Source organism: Roseomonas sp. FDAARGOS_362, from assembly GCF_002754815.1.
GTDB lineage: Bacteria > Pseudomonadota > Alphaproteobacteria > Acetobacterales > Acetobacteraceae > Roseomonas > Roseomonas mucosa.
In genome coordinates, this window is the sequence record NZ_CP024588.1 from 1,589,679 (window position 1) to 1,604,302 (window position 14,624).

11 protein-coding genes are annotated in these 14,624 nt (G+C 70.1%); 3 read left to right on the forward strand and 8 right to left on the reverse strand.

Annotated elements, in window-relative coordinates; all coding sequences use genetic code 11:
• Positions 1 to 15 precede the first annotated feature (15 nt).
• Positions 16 to 795 carry an IclR family transcriptional regulator gene (locus CTJ15_RS12345; RefSeq protein WP_058390404.1) on the reverse strand — a complete coding sequence of 260 codons (780 nt, stop codon included), beginning with the start codon at positions 793 to 795 and terminating at the stop codon, positions 16 to 18.
• A gap of 281 nt (positions 796 to 1,076) precedes the next feature.
• Entirely contained in the window at positions 1,077 to 2,276 is a 1,200-nt protein-coding gene (locus CTJ15_RS12350; RefSeq protein ID WP_058390403.1) for an acyltransferase family protein, read from the reverse strand.
• 266 nt (positions 2,277 to 2,542) lie between these two features.
• Between CTJ15_RS12350 and CTJ15_RS12355 the strand changes: the two genes are divergently transcribed.
• From CTJ15_RS12355 to CTJ15_RS12365, 3 genes are all read left to right on the forward strand, one after another.
• Positions 2,543 to 5,113, forward strand: a complete 2,571-nt coding sequence (locus CTJ15_RS12355; RefSeq protein ID WP_226946121.1) for a ligase-associated DNA damage response DEXH box helicase — start codon at positions 2,543 to 2,545, stop codon at positions 5,111 to 5,113.
• Between the two features lie 287 nt (positions 5,114 to 5,400).
• Positions 5,401 to 6,132, forward strand: a complete 732-nt coding sequence (gene pdeM, locus CTJ15_RS12360; protein ID WP_075821612.1) for a ligase-associated DNA damage response endonuclease PdeM — start codon at positions 5,401 to 5,403, stop codon at positions 6,130 to 6,132.
• 184 nt (positions 6,133 to 6,316) lie between these two features.
• Positions 6,317 to 7,030: a metallophosphoesterase gene (locus CTJ15_RS12365; RefSeq protein WP_058390401.1), complete on the forward strand. Its 714-nt coding sequence runs from the start codon at positions 6,317 to 6,319 to the stop codon at positions 7,028 to 7,030.
• 156 nt (positions 7,031 to 7,186) lie between these two features.
• On the opposite strand, the gene CTJ15_RS12370 is transcribed toward CTJ15_RS12365, so the two are convergent.
• The 6 genes from CTJ15_RS12370 to CTJ15_RS12395 all read right to left on the reverse strand — a co-directional run bounded on the left by CTJ15_RS12370 (position 7,187) and on the right by CTJ15_RS12395 (position 14,422).
• A complete protein-coding gene (locus CTJ15_RS12370) occupies positions 7,187 to 8,668 on the reverse strand; it encodes a mannitol dehydrogenase family protein (RefSeq protein ID WP_058390400.1) in 1,482 nt (493 codons plus the stop codon).
• A 14-nt stretch (positions 8,669 to 8,682) separates the two neighbouring features.
• Positions 8,683 to 10,137, reverse strand: a complete 1,455-nt coding sequence (xylB, locus tag CTJ15_RS12375; protein ID WP_058390399.1) for a xylulokinase — start codon at positions 10,135 to 10,137, stop codon at positions 8,683 to 8,685.
• Positions 10,138 to 10,148: 11 nt separating this feature from the next.
• Complete coding sequence (locus CTJ15_RS12380; protein WP_019459771.1) at positions 10,149 to 11,252, reverse strand: ABC transporter ATP-binding protein; 1,104 nt, start codon at positions 11,250 to 11,252, stop codon at positions 10,149 to 10,151.
• A gap of 10 nt (positions 11,253 to 11,262) precedes the next feature.
• On the reverse strand, positions 11,263 to 12,084 hold the full coding sequence (locus tag CTJ15_RS12385; protein WP_019459772.1) for a carbohydrate ABC transporter permease: 822 nt from the start codon (positions 12,082 to 12,084) through the stop codon (positions 11,263 to 11,265).
• Between the two features lie 4 nt (positions 12,085 to 12,088).
• Positions 12,089 to 12,997: a carbohydrate ABC transporter permease gene (locus tag CTJ15_RS12390; RefSeq protein WP_019459773.1), complete on the reverse strand. Its 909-nt coding sequence runs from the start codon at positions 12,995 to 12,997 to the stop codon at positions 12,089 to 12,091.
• Between the two features lie 75 nt (positions 12,998 to 13,072).
• On the reverse strand, positions 13,073 to 14,422 hold the full coding sequence (locus tag CTJ15_RS12395) for a sugar ABC transporter substrate-binding protein (RefSeq protein WP_058390398.1): 1,350 nt from the start codon (positions 14,420 to 14,422) through the stop codon (positions 13,073 to 13,075).
• Positions 14,423 to 14,624 lie beyond the last annotated feature (202 nt).

A 14,624-nucleotide genomic window follows, 5' to 3' on the forward strand; every position in this document is an offset into this window, starting at 1 on the left:
CGTTCCTCTCCTGCCTCACGCCGCACGCGGTGCGGTGGCGCGCCAGCCGAGGCTGCGCGAGATGGCCTCCGCCGTGGCGGCGACCTCCGGCACCAGCGACAGCATCCGTTCCTCCGGCATGTGCTGCGCGGCGGAGGCGAGGCTGACCGCCGCCACGATGCCGCGCCCGGCGTCGCGCACCGGGGCCGCGACGCAGTGGATGCCGATCTCGTTCTCGGCGAAGTCCAGCGCCACGGATTGCGCGGCATAGCGCCGCATCTCGTCGCGATAGGCCTCCCAGGGGCGCGGCGAGCCGCGGCTGGCGGGATGGGCAAGGCCGCTCTCGTAAAGCGCCCGCCAGCGATCCTCCGGCAGGTCGAGCATCAGCGCCTTGCCCACGCCGGTCAGCGCCATGGGCATGCGGTGGCCGATGCGCGAACGCATCTCCAGCCCGCGCTGACCGGGGATCTTGTCGAGATAGAGCACCTCCACCCCTTCGGGCAGGCCGAGATGCACCGTGTCCTGCGTGCGCTGGGCCAGGGCTTCCAGATGCGGCCGGGCGAGGCGCGCCAGCGGCACCTGCTCCCGCGCCTGGAAGCCCAGCTCGATCAGCTTCGCCCCCAGCGCGTAGCCCTCGCCCTCGCCCCGGAGATAGCCCGCCTTCACCAGTGCGCTGGCGAGTCGCTGCGTGGTGCTGCGGCTCAGCCCCAGCGCCCGGCCCAGCGCGGACAGGTCGTGCGCACCGCCGGCCACCGCCTCCAGCACGGCAAGGCCGCGAAACAGCGTCTGGGTTCCGGGCGTGCTCTCCAGTGGCATGGCGATCTCTCCGCGCTCCAGGATAGGCAGGCGGCGCAATCGGTCAATATATGAATTGCAATCCCATTATATGGGTTAAACGGGAGTTGTAGATTCAGCCGGAATCTCGCCTCGCCGCATCCGGCAAGGCGAAGGCGACACGCCGCGCCCCTGCGACAAGGCATGGCGGGACGGAAAACGAATGTTCCGAGGATGGGGCCGGCCTTGCGCGCCCGGCACCGCACCCGCCACTGCCGCCGCGATCCCCTCCCCCGCAAACGGGCGGAGGGATCGGGCCGGCCTCAGCCGATCCGAGGCGAGGGCGACAGGACGGAACCCGGCGGGACGGTCCTGGGTGCCACCTTTCCGGCGAGGCCGGGGCGCGTCCGCGACAGCGGGATGCCGTTGAACAGCCAGAGCAGCCAGCGGCTGCGGCCGATCACGAAGCGGTGGATCAGATAGCTGACACCCAGCCCCGCGGCCACGGCGATCACCCAGCCCAGCAGCGGCATGTCGAGACCCAGGCGGATGCTGCCCTCGGCCACCAGCATCACCACGAGGTAATGGAAGAGGTAGATGGTGAAGGCGCTCCGCACCAGTTCGTTGACGGCGGGATGGCCCGTATGGACGAGGCGACGCGCCACCGCCAGCAGCAGCCGCGTGCCCGTCAGCCCCATCAGGGCGAAGAGCAGCACGCCGGAAACCTGCGTCACCACCCCCTGCTCCACATGCCGCTGGAGCAGCAGCAGCCCCAGCCCCGCAGCGAAAAGCAGCAGCGTGCTCCAGCCTGGATGAGTGAAGCGGTCAAAGGCCTCGGGCCGTGCCAGCAGCCAGGTGCCCATCAGGAAGAAGGGGAAGTAGAGCAGGAGTTCCCGCAGGTTCACGGTACCGCCGAAGGCCTGTTCCAGATGACCGCCCAGCAGCCGCTCGTCCAGGGTCTTCAGCCCCAGGCGCCAGACGACCATGAGGGCGACCAGCAGCAGGTCGCTGGACAGCACACGGCCCGCCATCCGCTCCAGCGGCGCGGGGGCGAGGCGGCGGAGGGGCAGCAGGGCGGCGAGGAGGCCGCACATCAGCAACAGGTCCAGCAGGAACCAGAGATGCCCCAGCCAGTGCCCGCCCGGCGAGGTGAGTTGGGCGAGGAAGGAGGGCGCGACACCCTCGGCCGGGTGCAGCGCCACCGAGGCCACGTACATGGCGGGGATGTTCAGCAGCAGGATGGAGACCAGCAGCGGCAGGCCGAGCCGCGCCAGCCGCGCCTTCAGCCAGGCGACCAGGCCCGACTTGCGGATCACCAGCAGCGAGAAGAACCCGGCCAGCAGGAAGAAGGCGGGCATGCGGAAGGCGTGGATGATGTCGTTCACATGGCCCAGCAGCACGCTGGTCGTGGCCGGGTTCACCACCCAGGGGTCCGGCCCGAAGACCTGTCCCGCCCTGTAGGGGATGCCCAGCAGCATCAGGAAGGCCCGGCAGAAATCCATGTAGTACAGGCGCTGATTCATCGGCCCGTCCTTCCCCCATCGGCGGTGGCGGGGGCGTTGTCCGGCCGCGAAGCCCACAGCCTGGCCCACCCACCCCGCGTTTCACAAATAGTCCCGAACCGGACAAAATTCCAATAACCATCTTTTCATTGATCAATTTGTAACATGATTGGGGAGGTTTCGCGGGAAGTACCCGCCTACCCCGTAGCTCACCGGATCAGGGCAGCGGAAAAGGACGGGATGCCGACTCGCCGGTGGCGCCGAGGGGTGCCATATACCGCCCGCCCATGAGAACATTGCCGGAACCCTTCGCGGGCTGGTTCGCCGCGCGTGGCTGGACACCCCGGCCCCACCAGATGGCGCTGCTGGAGGCCGCCGAGGCCGGGCGGAGCGCCCTGCTGATCGCCCCGACCGGCGGCGGCAAGACCCTGGCGGGTTTCCTGCCCAGCCTGACCGATCTCGCGCAGGGTCGGCCGGACCAGGGGGCCACCCGTGGGCTGCACACGCTCTACATCTCCCCGCTCAAGGCGCTGGCGGTGGATATCGCGCGCAACCTGACCACCCCGATCGAGGAGATGGGCCTGCCGATCCGGGTGGAGACGCGTACCGGCGACACGCCCGCCAACCGCCGCCAGAGGCAACGCGAGAACCCGCCCGAGATCCTGCTTTCCACGCCGGAAAGTCTGGTCCTGCTGCTTTCCCTGCCCGATGCGGCGGAGATCTTCGGAAGGCTGCGCGCCGTGGTGGTGGACGAGGTGCATGCGCTGGCCGGCACCAAGCGCGGCGACCAGCTCGCCCTCTGCCTGTCGCGGCTGCAGCGCCTCTCCCCCGGCCTGCGGCGCATCGGCCTTTCCGCCACGGTGGCGCAGCCGGAGGCGCTGCGCGCCTGGATCGCGCCCGATGCGCGGCCCGAAGGCGCGGCGCTGATCACCGGGCAGGGCGGCGCAGATCCCAGCCTGGAGATCGTGCTGCCCGAGGGGCACCTGCCCTGGGGCGGGCATATGGGCTTGGCCAGCGCACCGGAGATCTATCGCCGCATCGGCGGGGCCGGGGTCACCATCGTCTTCGTCAACACCCGTGCCCAATCCGAACTGATCTTCCAGGCGCTGTGGCGCCTCAACGACGATAACCTGCCCATCGCCCTGCACCACGGCTCCCTGCAGATCGAGCAGCGGCGCAAGGTGGAGGCCGCCATGGCGGCGGGGAGGCTGCGCGCCGTGGTGGCGACGGCCTCGCTCGACATGGGCATCGACTGGGGCGCGGTGGACCAGGTGATCCAGGTCGGCGCGCCGAAGGGCGTCTCGCGCCTGATGCAGCGCATCGGCCGCGCCAACCACCGGATGGACGAGCCCTCCCGCGCCGTGCTGGTGCCGGCCAACCGCTTCGAGGTGATCGAGTGCACTGCCGCCATCGAGGCCGTGGCGGCGCATGAGCTGGACGGCGAGGCGCCACGCGCCGGGGGGCTGGACGTGCTGGCGCAGCATGTCCTGGCCCTGGCCTGCCACGCACCCTTCCGGGCGGACGACCTCTACGCCGAGGTCACGCAGGCCGCGCCCTATGCCGCGCTGACGCGGCGCGACTTCGACGACGTGCTGCGCTTCGCGGAGGATGGCGGCTACGCGCTGCACGCCTATGAGCGCTTCCGCAAGCTGTTCCGCGACAGCGTGGACTTCATCCATATCCGCGACGAGCGCGTGGCGCGGCAGGTGCGGATGAATCTCGGCACCATCACCGACAGCCCGATGGTGAAGGTGCGGCTGCGCGGCGGGCCGGTGCTGGGCGACGTCGAGGAATGGTTCGTCTCCACGCTGGAGCCGGGGCACTGCTTCCTCTTCGCCGGGCAGACCCTGCGCTACGAGGGGATGGACGCGCTCTCCGTCATCGTCTCGCGCGGCGGCGACGAGGAGCCGCGCGTGCCGACCTATGCCGGGGCGCGCCTGCCGCTTTCCACCTATCTCTCGCGCCGGGTGCGGGCGATCCTGGCCGATCCCCGGCGCTGGGGCGCCCTGCCGGAGCCGGTGCGGGAATGGCTGCGGCTGCAGCAGCGGCAATCCGAGCTGCCCGACCGCGACGGGCTGCTGATCGAGAGCTTCCCGCATCACGGTCGCTGGTTCATGGTCGCCTACTGCTTCGAGGGCCGGCTGGCGCACCAGACGCTGGGCATGTTGGTGACCAAGCGGATGGAAGGGATGGGCTACGGCCCGCTGGGCTACCTTGCCACGGACTACGTGCTCGCCACATGGAGCGCCTTCGAGCCCACCGAGCCGGAGCGGCTGTTCGAGGAGGACATCCTCGGCGAGGAACTGGAGGAGTGGATCGCCGAGAGCTCCATGCTCCGCCGCACCTTCCGCAACATCGCGACCGTCGCCGGGCTGTTGGAGAAGAACCATCCGGGCGCCGAGAAGAGCGGGCGGCAGATGACGATGAACGCCGACCTCATCTACGACGTGCTGCGGAAGCATGACCCGGATCACATCCTGCTGCGCGCCACCCGGCAGGAAGCCGCCTATGGCCTGACCGATGTGCGCCGCATCGCCGGCCTGCTGGCGCGGGTGCGCGGCCGCATCCGCGTGCGGGTGCTCGACCGTGTCTCACCCCTCGCCGTACCGGCGCTGATCGAGGAGGGGCGCGAATGGGTACCGGGCGGCGCCGAGGACGCCCTGCTGGCCGAGGCCGCCGCGCTGGTGGAGGAAGCCACCGACGGCGCCGAGCACTTCGCCGAGGTGCTGAGCGAGGTGACGGAAGGCGTCCGCATCCGCGCCGGGGTGGTGGACCGCCCGCGCCACCGGAAGGGGCGGGAGCGGCGCGGCCGCGGATTGCCCGGCCCGCGGCAAGGCGCCCGAGGGGATAGTGCCTAAGGGGATGGCGGATGAGGATTGGCAGGCTGGGATGGCGGGGACGCGTTGCGACAGGATGAACGGATGAGATTTGCCGGGCGCCGGGCCTGGACAGGCCCGGCCGTGACCACGCCGCCATGGCCAGCCGGGATCGTGCGGAGCGGCGCCCGCCGGGATGTGACGAATGCCGCCCGGCGGCGTTGCGCTCCGGTGGCTCATGGGACAGACGCGGAACATGCCTTCCGGCGGCACAGCGGCGATGCGGCGGGATGCGGGGGGCTCCCTGGGCGGCCTCAGGGGGTGTCCGCGTGATCCCGGCGCCGCTGCATCTGGCGGGCGAGCGGCTGTTGCTGGACCCCCAGGGCGTGCTGGCCTGGCCGGCGCGGCGGTTGCTGGCCGTGGCCGACCTGCATCTGGAGAAAGGGAGCCATTTCGCCCGGCGCGGCTGCCTGGTGCCGCCCTACGACACGCGCGAGACGGTGATGCGGCTGCTTTCCGCCCTGCGGCGGCACACGCCCCGGTGCCTCGTGCTGCTCGGGGATTCCTTTCACGATGCGGAAGGCTCGGCCCGCCTGCCGCCCTCGGAGCGTGCGGTGCTGCGACGGGCGCTGGAGGGGCTGGAGGTGGTCTGGGTCCTCGGCAACCACGATCCGGTGCCTCCCGAGGGGCTGCCGGGCACGGCCTGCGCGGAATGGGCGGAAGGGCCCTTCCTGTTCCGCCATCAGGCCCTCCCTGCCCTGCCCCGCAGCGGTTCCGTGGAGATCAGCGGGCATTTCCACCCCAAGGCCACCATGCCCACCCGGGCGGGCGGCGTGACGCGACCCTGCTTCGTGGCCGATCCGCGCCGCGTCATCCTGCCCTCCTTCGGCGCCTATACCGGGGGGCTGGACCTGCGCGACCCGGCCCTGGCCGGGCTGTTCCGGCGCGGCGGCCGGGCCTTCCTGCTGGGGCGCGACCGGCTGTTCAGCATGCCGGTCACGCCGCACGGCGCAGCGGAACGGGTGGCGCCGCCGGAAAAGCGCCTCATATCAGCACCATGACGAGAGCAACGCCGAAGCCGGGGCGCCAGCCACCCCCGCCCCACCCTCGATCCCCCGCGCCGCCCAAGTCGCGGACCGCGCGGGGAAGAATCCAGCGGCACCAGGAACAGGGGGCCCCGGAAAGGGAATGCCGGGCGGCGGCCCGGACCGACGGAGCGGGCCGGCGTGGCATGGAGCCGGCGGCATGACGGATATCCGGTCGCAATTCGAGGGGCTGCGCGTGATCGGCGACGTGCATGGTGACGCCGATGCCTATGCGGCGGCTGTGGAGGGCGCCCGGGCGGAACGGCTCTTCATCATCCAGCTGGGCGACCTGACCGATGGCGGATCGGATTCCCCCGAGGTGCTTCGGCGCACCTTCGCCCTGCTGGATGCGCGGGCGGGGCTCTTCCTGCTGGGCAACCACGACCACAAGCTGCGCCGGGCGCTCAGCGGAGCGCGGCTGCATATCGATGCCAACGGGCTCGGCAACACGCTGCAGCAGATCGAGCAGGCGCCGGACCGCGAGGCGCTGCGCCAGCGCATCATGGCGGAGGTGGCGCGCGCCCCGGCCTGGCTGAGGATCGATCAGCGGGTCTTCGTGCATGGCGGCTTCCACCCGCGCATGCTGCACCTGCCGCCGCCGCCGGAAGCCGGGGCGAGCCGGCCCGAGGGGCTGGTGCCGCGCGCCCTGTTCGGCCAAGTGACCAGCCGCATGCGGCCGGACGGCTTCCCGGAACGGCTGCACGACTGGGTGGACCGCATCCCGCAGGGCTTCACCATCTATTGCGGGCACGAGGTCCGCTCCTCGGACGGAAGGCCGCTGACCCATATCGGGGCCCAGGGCGGGGCCGCCGTCTTCATGGATACGGGGGCCGGCAAGGGCGGGCACCTGTCCTGGGTGGACCTGCCCTGGTAGCGGCGGGCCGTGAAGCAGGGCCGGCGGCGTGCCTGTTCAGGTCCAGAGCGCGGGATTCCGGCGGATCAGGGAGGCAGGGAGAAAACCAAACCCTGCCCCCTGAGAGCGTGACGGCGGAGATAACACGCCGCCCTGAATCCCCGGTGGCCCCTCCGGTCAGAAGCCCAGCTCGTCCGCTGCCCGCTCCAGCGTCTTCAGGCTCCCCACCTTGTAGAAGGAGCCCAGCCATTTCCGCAGCGACGCGACGAGGCGTTCATCCTGCCCCAGCTCCCCGAAGAGCTGCCCGATCGAGAGCAACGGGGCCGGGTCCGGCCCGCCCTCGGTGGCCTTCTCCCGCAGCAGCTCGGCCAACGGGTGCTTCACCTCGATCTTCCCGCCCTGCTCGTCCTCGCCGCGCACGCGCCGCATCCAGGCGGCGAGCGCGATGGCCAGAAGGTCCACCCCGCCCCCCATCTTCAGCCGGTCGCGGATCGGATCGACCAGCACGTTCAGCGGCGCGTCGGTGTTGACCCGCTCCACCGTGTCCTTGATCGCGGTGTTGGCGAAGCGGCGGATCAGCGTGGCCTTGTAGTCCGCGAGGTCGATCCCCGGCACGGGCGCCAGGGTGGGCTCCGTTTCCCGGTCCATCAGCGCGGCCATGTAGCGGCGGAAGAGCGGGTTCGCCATGGTCTCGTCGATATAGGTATAGCCGGCGAGCCGCCCTGGCCCCGACATGGCGAGATGGCTGGCGTTCAGCAGCCGCAGCTTCATGAATTCATAGGGCGCGACGTCGCCCACGAACTGCGCGCCCACCGCCTCCCAGGCCGGGCGGCCGAGCGGGAAGCGGTCCTCGATCACCCATTGCGAGAAGGGCTCGGCGAAGACCGGCCAGTTGTCGGCGAGGCCATGCTTCTCCGCCAGCTCCCGCACCTGCGCCTCGGTGGTCACGGGGGTGATGCGGTCCACCATGGTGCTGGGGAAGCTCGCTTCGGCCTCGATCCAGGCTGCCAGCGCCTTGTCGCGCAGCCCCGCCAGGGTCAGCACCGCGTCGCGCAGCACCTCGCCATTGTGCTGGATGTTGTCGCAGCTCAGCGCGGTGAAGGCGGGCAGCCCGGCCTCCTTCCGTCGGCGGAAACCCTCCACGATGATGCCGATGGCGCTGGCGGGCCGTTCCGGCGTGGCGAGGTCCTGCCGGATCAGCCGGTGCTCCGTGTCCAGCCGCTTGGTGGCGCGGTTGAGGCAGTAACCGTTCTCCGTCACCGTCAGGCTGACGATGCGGATGCGCGGCTCGGCGATGCGGGCCAGGACCTCCGAGGAATCCTCGCCGGCATAGATCATCTCGGTCAGCGCGCCGATGACCGCGACCTTCTCCTCATCCCCCTCGCGCTCCACCAGCGTATAGAGCCAGTCCTGCGGCCCCAGGCTCTCGCGCATCCGCTTGTCGGCGGGCTGGATACCGGCCCCGGCGATGCCCCATTCCCGCGCGGCCGGGTCGCGCCCCATCAGTTCGTGCGTGTAGCGGGCCATATGCGCGCGATGGAAGCCGCCCAGGCCGAGATGCACGATGCCCGGCGCGACCGTCGCGGGATCGTAGGCGGGGACCTGGATGGGCGGGCGCAGCTTCGCCAGGTTGGCGCGATTGAGCGGAATGGCGCTCATGGGAAGACCTCGGCTCAGGAAAAGGAACCGGCAATGGCCGGATAGAGGGCGCGGTAGCGGCGCAGCGGGGCGGCATAGGCTCCGGTGAGCTCCGCATCGGGCATCACCGTCTCCAGCCGCCTCGGCGGGGTGCAGACGGCGGCCGGGTCCTCGCCCGTCACCGCCAGCCGCGCGAGGCGCGCGCCGCCGAAGGCGCCGCCATACTCGCCTTCCGCCAGCACATGCAGCGGGATGCCCAGCACCGCGGCGATGATGCCGATCCAGGCGCGGGAGCGGGAGCCGCCGCCGATCACGTCGGCCTCGCGGATCACCGTGCCGGAGGCGGCGAGCGCGTCGAGACAATCGCGGAAGGAGAAGGCCACGCCCTCCAGCACTGCCTGGGTCAGTGCCGCGCGTTCCGTGTCCATCGACAGGCCGGCGAAGGCACCGCGGACCGCGCCGTCATTGTGCGGCGTGCGCTCGCCGGAAAGATAGGGCAGGAAGACCGCCTCGGAGGGTTTGCGGATCGCGGGCAGTTCGGCCAGAAGCGCCGCCTCCCCCTGCCCCGCCACCTGCGCCCACCAGCCCAGGCAGGAGGCCGCCGAGAGCGTCACCCCCATCTGGTGCCAGAGGCCCGGCAGGGCATGGCAGAAGGCATGCACCGCCGCCTTCGGATAGGGTGCGTAGCGGTCCGTGGTTGCCCAGAGCACGCCGGAGGTGCCAAGCGAGACGAAGGCCTCGCCCGGATGGATCGCCCCCAGCCCGACCGCGCCTGCCGCGTTGTCGCCGGCGCTGCCCGCCACCACGACCGGGCCGGACAGGCCCCATTCGCGCAGCAGCTCCGGCCGCAGCATCCCGCCCGGTGCGCTGCCTTCCACCAGGCGCGGCATGTGGTCGCGCGACAGGCCCGTGGCGGCGAGCGCGGCGTCGGACCAGTCGCGCTGCCCGACATCCAGCCAGAGCGTGCCGGAGGCATCCGACATGTCCTCGATGAATTCGCCGGTCAGGCGGTACCGCACCCAGGCTTTGGGCAGCAGCACCTTGGCCGTGCGGGCGAAGACCCCGGGCTCGTGCTTTCGCACCCAGAGCAGCTTCGGCGCGGTGAAGCCCGGCATGGCGAGGTTGCCCGCCACCTCGTGCAGCGCGGGGAAGGCTTCCTCCAGTTCCCGGCATTCGGCGGTGGAACGGGTGTCGTTCCACAAGATGCAGGGCCGCAGCACCTCCCCCGCCGCATCCAGCAGCACCGCCCCGTGCATCTGCCCCGACAGGCCGATGCCGCGAAGGGCGGCGAAAGCGGCGGGTTCCCGCGCGCGCAGGGCACCCACGGCGTCGAGCATGGCCTGCCACCAGTCCCACGGGTCCTGCTCGCTGTGGCCGGGCGCGGGGCGGGACACGGCGAGCGGGCTGCTGGCGCTGGCCAGCACGCGCTGCGCCCCATCCACCAGCAGGGCCTTGACCGAGGAGGTGCCGAAATCCAGGCCGAGATACATGCCGGGCCTCCTCAGGCCGCGAGGTGGTGCGTTTCGAGGTGCGGCAGGGCCTCGCCACGTTCGTCGAAGACGTGGCAGAGGCGTGGATCGACGGAAAGCCGCAGCACCTCGTGCGGCCGCGTCGCGTCGCTGCCGTCGAGCTGCACGATCACCACTTGGTCCGGCGACAGGCGCAGGTGCAGCAGGGTCAGCCCGCCGAGGCGCTCGGCCAGCAGCACCTCGCCCTGGATCGGGCCGCCCGGATCGGGCCGCAGCCCTTCGGGGCGGATGCCGACGGTCACGGCCTCGCCCGGACGCACCGACCCGGCCTGCACCGGCACGGCGAGGTTCGGGCCGAAGGCGAGCTGCACGGTGACGCCGCCGCCCTCCGCCCCGGTGATGCGGGCGGGCAGCATGTTCATACGCGGCGAGCCGATGAAGCCCGCCACGAAGAGGTTCCTCGGATGATGGTAGAGCTCCAGCGGCGAGCCGACCTGCTCCACCCGCCCGGATTGCAGCACCACGATCTTGTCGGCCATGGTCATGGCCTCGATCTGGTCGTGGGTGACGTAGATCATCGTGGCCTTCAGCTCCTCGTGCAGCCGGGCCAGTTCGATCCGCATCTGCCCGCGCAGCGCCGCGTCGAGGTTGGAGAGCGGCTCGTCGAAGAGGAAGATCTTCGGGTTGCGCACGATGGCGCGGCCGATCGCCACGCGCTGCCGCTGCCCGCCGGAGAGCGCCTTGGGGCGCCGGTCGAGATAGGGCTCCAGCTGCAGGATGCGCGCGGCCTCCTCCACCTTGCGGTCACGCTCGGCCTTCGGCGTGCCGGCCATCTTCAGGGCGAAGCCCATGTTGTCCCGCACCGTCATGTGCGGATAGAGCGCGTAGGACTGGAACACCATGGCCAGGCCGCGATCGGCCGGGCCCAGGTCGTTCACCCGCCGCCCGTCGATCATCAGGTCGCCGGAGGTGATCTCCTCCAGCCCCGCGATCATGCGCAGCAGGGTGGACTTGCCGCAGCCGGAAGGGCCGACGAAGACCACGAACTCGCGGTCCTGCACGTCGAGGTCTATCCCCTTGATCGCCTCGACCTCGGCATAGCGCTTGCGGATGTCGCGCAGGGTCAGCGTGGCCATGCGGGTTCTCCTACTTTACCGCGCCGAAGGTCAGGCCGCGGACGAGCTGTCGCTGGCTGAGCCAGCCGAAGATGAGGATCGGCGCCACCGCGATGGTGGAGGCGGCCGAGAGCTTGGCGAAGAACAGCCCCTGCGGCGAGGAGAAGGAGGCGATGAAGGTGGTGAGCGGCGCCGCCTCGGAGGTGGTGAGGTTCAGGCTCCAGAAAGCCTCGTTCCAGCAGAGGATCAGCGAGAGCAGCCCGGTGGAGGCGATGCCCGGGAGGCTGAGCGGCAGCAGCAGGTGGCGGAACTCCGCCCAGGTCTTGGCCCCGTCCATCCGCCCGGCCTCCAGGATCTCGTGCGGCACCTCCTTGAAGAAGGTGAAGAGCATCCAGACCACGATGGGCAGGTTCATCAGCGCGTAGATGATGATGAGCCCGGTGCGGCTGTCCAGCAGGCCGAAGGTGCGGAAGAGCAGGTAGATCGGCACCAGCACGCCCACCGGCGGCAGCATCTTGGTGGACAGCATCCAGAGCAGCGTGCCGCGCGTGCGCTTCGTCGGGTGGAAGGCCATGGCATAGGCCGCCGGGATGGCGAAGGCCAGCGCCAGGATCGTGCCGCCGAAGGAGATGATGACGCTGTTCAGGGCGAAGTGGATGTAGTCCGCCCGGTCCCGCACCTCGGCATAGCTTTCCAGGCTCGGCTGGAAGAAGAGCTGCGGCGGGGTGGCGATGGCCGCGACCTCGGTCTTGAAGCCGGTCAGCACCATCCAGAGGATGGGGAAGAACATGGCCAGCGCCACGCCCCAGCCCAGGATGGCGATCAGGACCCGCTGCATCGTGCTTTCGCGCATGGCGTCAGATCTCCAGCCGGCGCGCGATGCTGCGCACCAGGAAGAAGGCCACGACATTGGCCAGCAGGATCGCCACCATGCCACCCGCCGAGCCGCCGCCGACATCGAACTGCAGCAGCGCGCGGGCATAGATCAGGAAGGCCAGGTTGGTGGTGGCGTTGCCGGGGCCGCCGGAGGTGGTGACGAAGATCTCGGCGAAGACGGTCAGCAGGAAGATCGTCTCGATCATGATCACCACGCTGATGGCGCGGCCGAGATGCGGCAGGGTGATGTAGAGGAACTGCGCGACCGGCCCCGCCCCGTCCATGCGCGCCGCCTCCTTCTGCTCGTGGTCCAGCGACTGGATGGCGGTGAGCAGGATCAGCAGCGCGAAGGGCAGCCACTGCCAGGAGACGATGACGATGATCGAGAGCATGGGGAACTGGGCGAACCAGTCCACCGGCGTCAGCCCGACGCCGCGCCAGAGTGCGGCCAGCACGCCGTAGATCGGGTGCATCATCAGGTTCTTCCAGATCAGCGCGCTCACCGTCGGCATGACGAAGAAGGGCGCGATGGCCAGTAGCCGCGCCACGCCGCGCCCGGGAAAGTTCTGGTCGAACAGCACCGCCAGCAGCGTGCCCAGCACCACGGTGATCGCCAGCACCGAGCCCACCAGCACCAGGGTGTTGACCAGCGAGGCCCAGAAATCCGGATCGGTGACCAGGAACTCGTAGTTCTCCAGCCCGGCGAAGCCCGTCACCATCGGGTTCAGCAGGTTGTAGCGCTGGAAGGAGAACCAGATCGTCATCGCCAGCGGGACGATCATCCAGAGCAGCAGGACACCGACCGAGGGGGCGATCAGGGGCAGCGTACCGGAGCGCCGGCGCTTCGCCGGCTCTCTGGCCACACCCTGCTGGGCGGAGATGGCGGACATGCGGCCTCCCGGCAATGAGGTGCCGCGCCGGGGGCCCGGCGCGGCGGCGAGGTCAGGGCAGCGAGGACGGGGGCATCAGCGGCCGTAGCCGGCCTGGCGCATGGTGCGCTCGGTGGCGGACTGCGCCGCCTTGAGCGCCGCGTCGATGCTGGTCTGCCCGGTCAGCGTGCCCGCGACGGTCTGCCCCACCTGCGTGCCGATGCCCTGGAATTCCGGGATCGCCACGAACTGCGCGCCGGTATAGGGGCGCGGGTTCTTCGTGTCGCCGTTCGGGTTGGCGGTCTCGATCGCCTTCAGCACAAAGGAGGCGAAGGGCGCGGCCTTCTGGTAGTCCGCGTTCTCATAGGTCGAGCGGCGCGTGCCCGGCGGCACGGCGACCCAGCCATTCTCCTGCGCCACGAGCTGGATGTACTCCTTCGACGTCGCCCAGGTGGTGAAGGTCTTCGCCGCCTCCTTCTGCTTCGAGGAAGCGGGGATGCCCAGGTTCCAGCTCCAGAGCCAGGTCGGGCCGCCCTTGAAGTCGCCCACCGGGATCGGCGCGAAGGCGATCTTGTCCGCCACCTGCGACTGCCTGGTGTCGTAGAGCAGCCCGGCCGCGACCGTGGAATCGATCCACATGCCGCAGCGCCCGCCCGCCGTCAGGGCGAGGTTCTCGTTGAAGCCGTTCGAGGTGGCGCCCGGCGGGCCGTAGTTCTTCAGCACGTCGTTGTAGTAGGTGAGCGCCTTGTGCCATTCCGGCGTGTCGATCGTGGCCTTCCAGCTCTTGTCGAACCACTGTCCGCCGAAGGTCGTTACCAGCGAGGTGACATAGGCCATGTTCTCGCCCCAGCCCGGCTTGCCGCGCAGGCAGATGCCGAAGACCTGGCCGGGCTTGTCGGTGATCTTGGCGGCCGCGTCCTTCACCTGGTCATAGGTCGGCTGCTCCGGCATGGTGATGCCGGCCTTCTGGAACAGGTCCTTGCGGTAATAGGTCATGGCGCTCTCGCCATAGAACGGCAGGGCGTAGAGCTTGTCCTCGTAGGTGAGCCCCTCGCGGACCGGCTTCAGCAGGTCATCGACGTCATAGCTGGCGGGCAGGTTCTCCATCGGCTCCAGCCAGCCTTGCTTGGCCCAGATCGGCACCTCGTAGTTGCCGATGGTCATGATGTCGAACTGGCCGGCCTTCGTCGCGATGTCGGTGGTGACGCGCTGGCGCAGCACGTTCTCCTCCAGCACCACCCAGCGCAGCTTGATGTCGGGGTGCTGCTGCTCGAACTTCGCGGAAAGCCGCTGCATCACCACCATGTCGCCGTTGTTGACGGTGGCGATGGTGAGCGTGGTCTGGGCCAGGGCGTCGCCGCTGCCGAGGGACAGGCCCGCGAGTGAGGCCAGCGAGAAACTGGCGGCCAGCACCGTGATCCTGCCGTGTGGACGCATGGAGGCCATCGGTCTCATCCTCACATTTTCTTGTGCTGTTCGTGGACGTCCAAGAACGGTGCCCTGGCGCGGCGGAAGTCGTCCCACCTCCGCCATTTCCCGTCAAGTTTTGGCATAACCCATGCGCGTAGCCCCTTTGGCGCGGCATTCACGGACCGGGCGCCTGTGTCGGCGCCGCTTCGCCGCCTCCCCGTGATGGCCGCGAAAGCTC

Excerpts from the sequence above, each read along its gene's own strand:
- CTJ15_RS12345 (WP_058390404.1), bottom strand. The coding sequence starts at position 795 with ATGCCACTGGAGAGCACGCCCGGAACCCAGACGCTGTTTCGCGGCCTT.
- CTJ15_RS12350 (WP_058390403.1), bottom strand. The coding sequence starts at position 2,276 with ATGAATCAGCGCCTGTACTACATGGATTTCTGCCGGGCCTTCCTGATG.
- CTJ15_RS12355 (WP_226946121.1), top strand. The coding sequence starts at position 2,543 with ATGAGAACATTGCCGGAACCCTTCGCGGGCTGGTTCGCCGCGCGTGGC.
- CTJ15_RS12365 (WP_058390401.1), top strand. The coding sequence starts at position 6,317 with ATGACGGATATCCGGTCGCAATTCGAGGGGCTGCGCGTGATCGGCGAC.
- CTJ15_RS12370 (WP_058390400.1), bottom strand. The coding sequence starts at position 8,668 with ATGAGCGCCATTCCGCTCAATCGCGCCAACCTGGCGAAGCTGCGCCCG.
- xylB (WP_058390399.1), bottom strand. The coding sequence starts at position 10,137 with ATGTATCTCGGCCTGGATTTCGGCACCTCCTCGGTCAAGGCCCTGCTG.
- CTJ15_RS12380 (WP_019459771.1), bottom strand. The coding sequence starts at position 11,252 with ATGGCCACGCTGACCCTGCGCGACATCCGCAAGCGCTATGCCGAGGTC.
- CTJ15_RS12385 (WP_019459772.1), bottom strand. The coding sequence starts at position 12,084 with ATGCGCGAAAGCACGATGCAGCGGGTCCTGATCGCCATCCTGGGCTGG.
- CTJ15_RS12390 (WP_019459773.1), bottom strand. The coding sequence starts at position 12,997 with ATGTCCGCCATCTCCGCCCAGCAGGGTGTGGCCAGAGAGCCGGCGAAG.
- CTJ15_RS12395 (WP_058390398.1), bottom strand. The coding sequence starts at position 14,422 with ATGGCCTCCATGCGTCCACACGGCAGGATCACGGTGCTGGCCGCCAGT.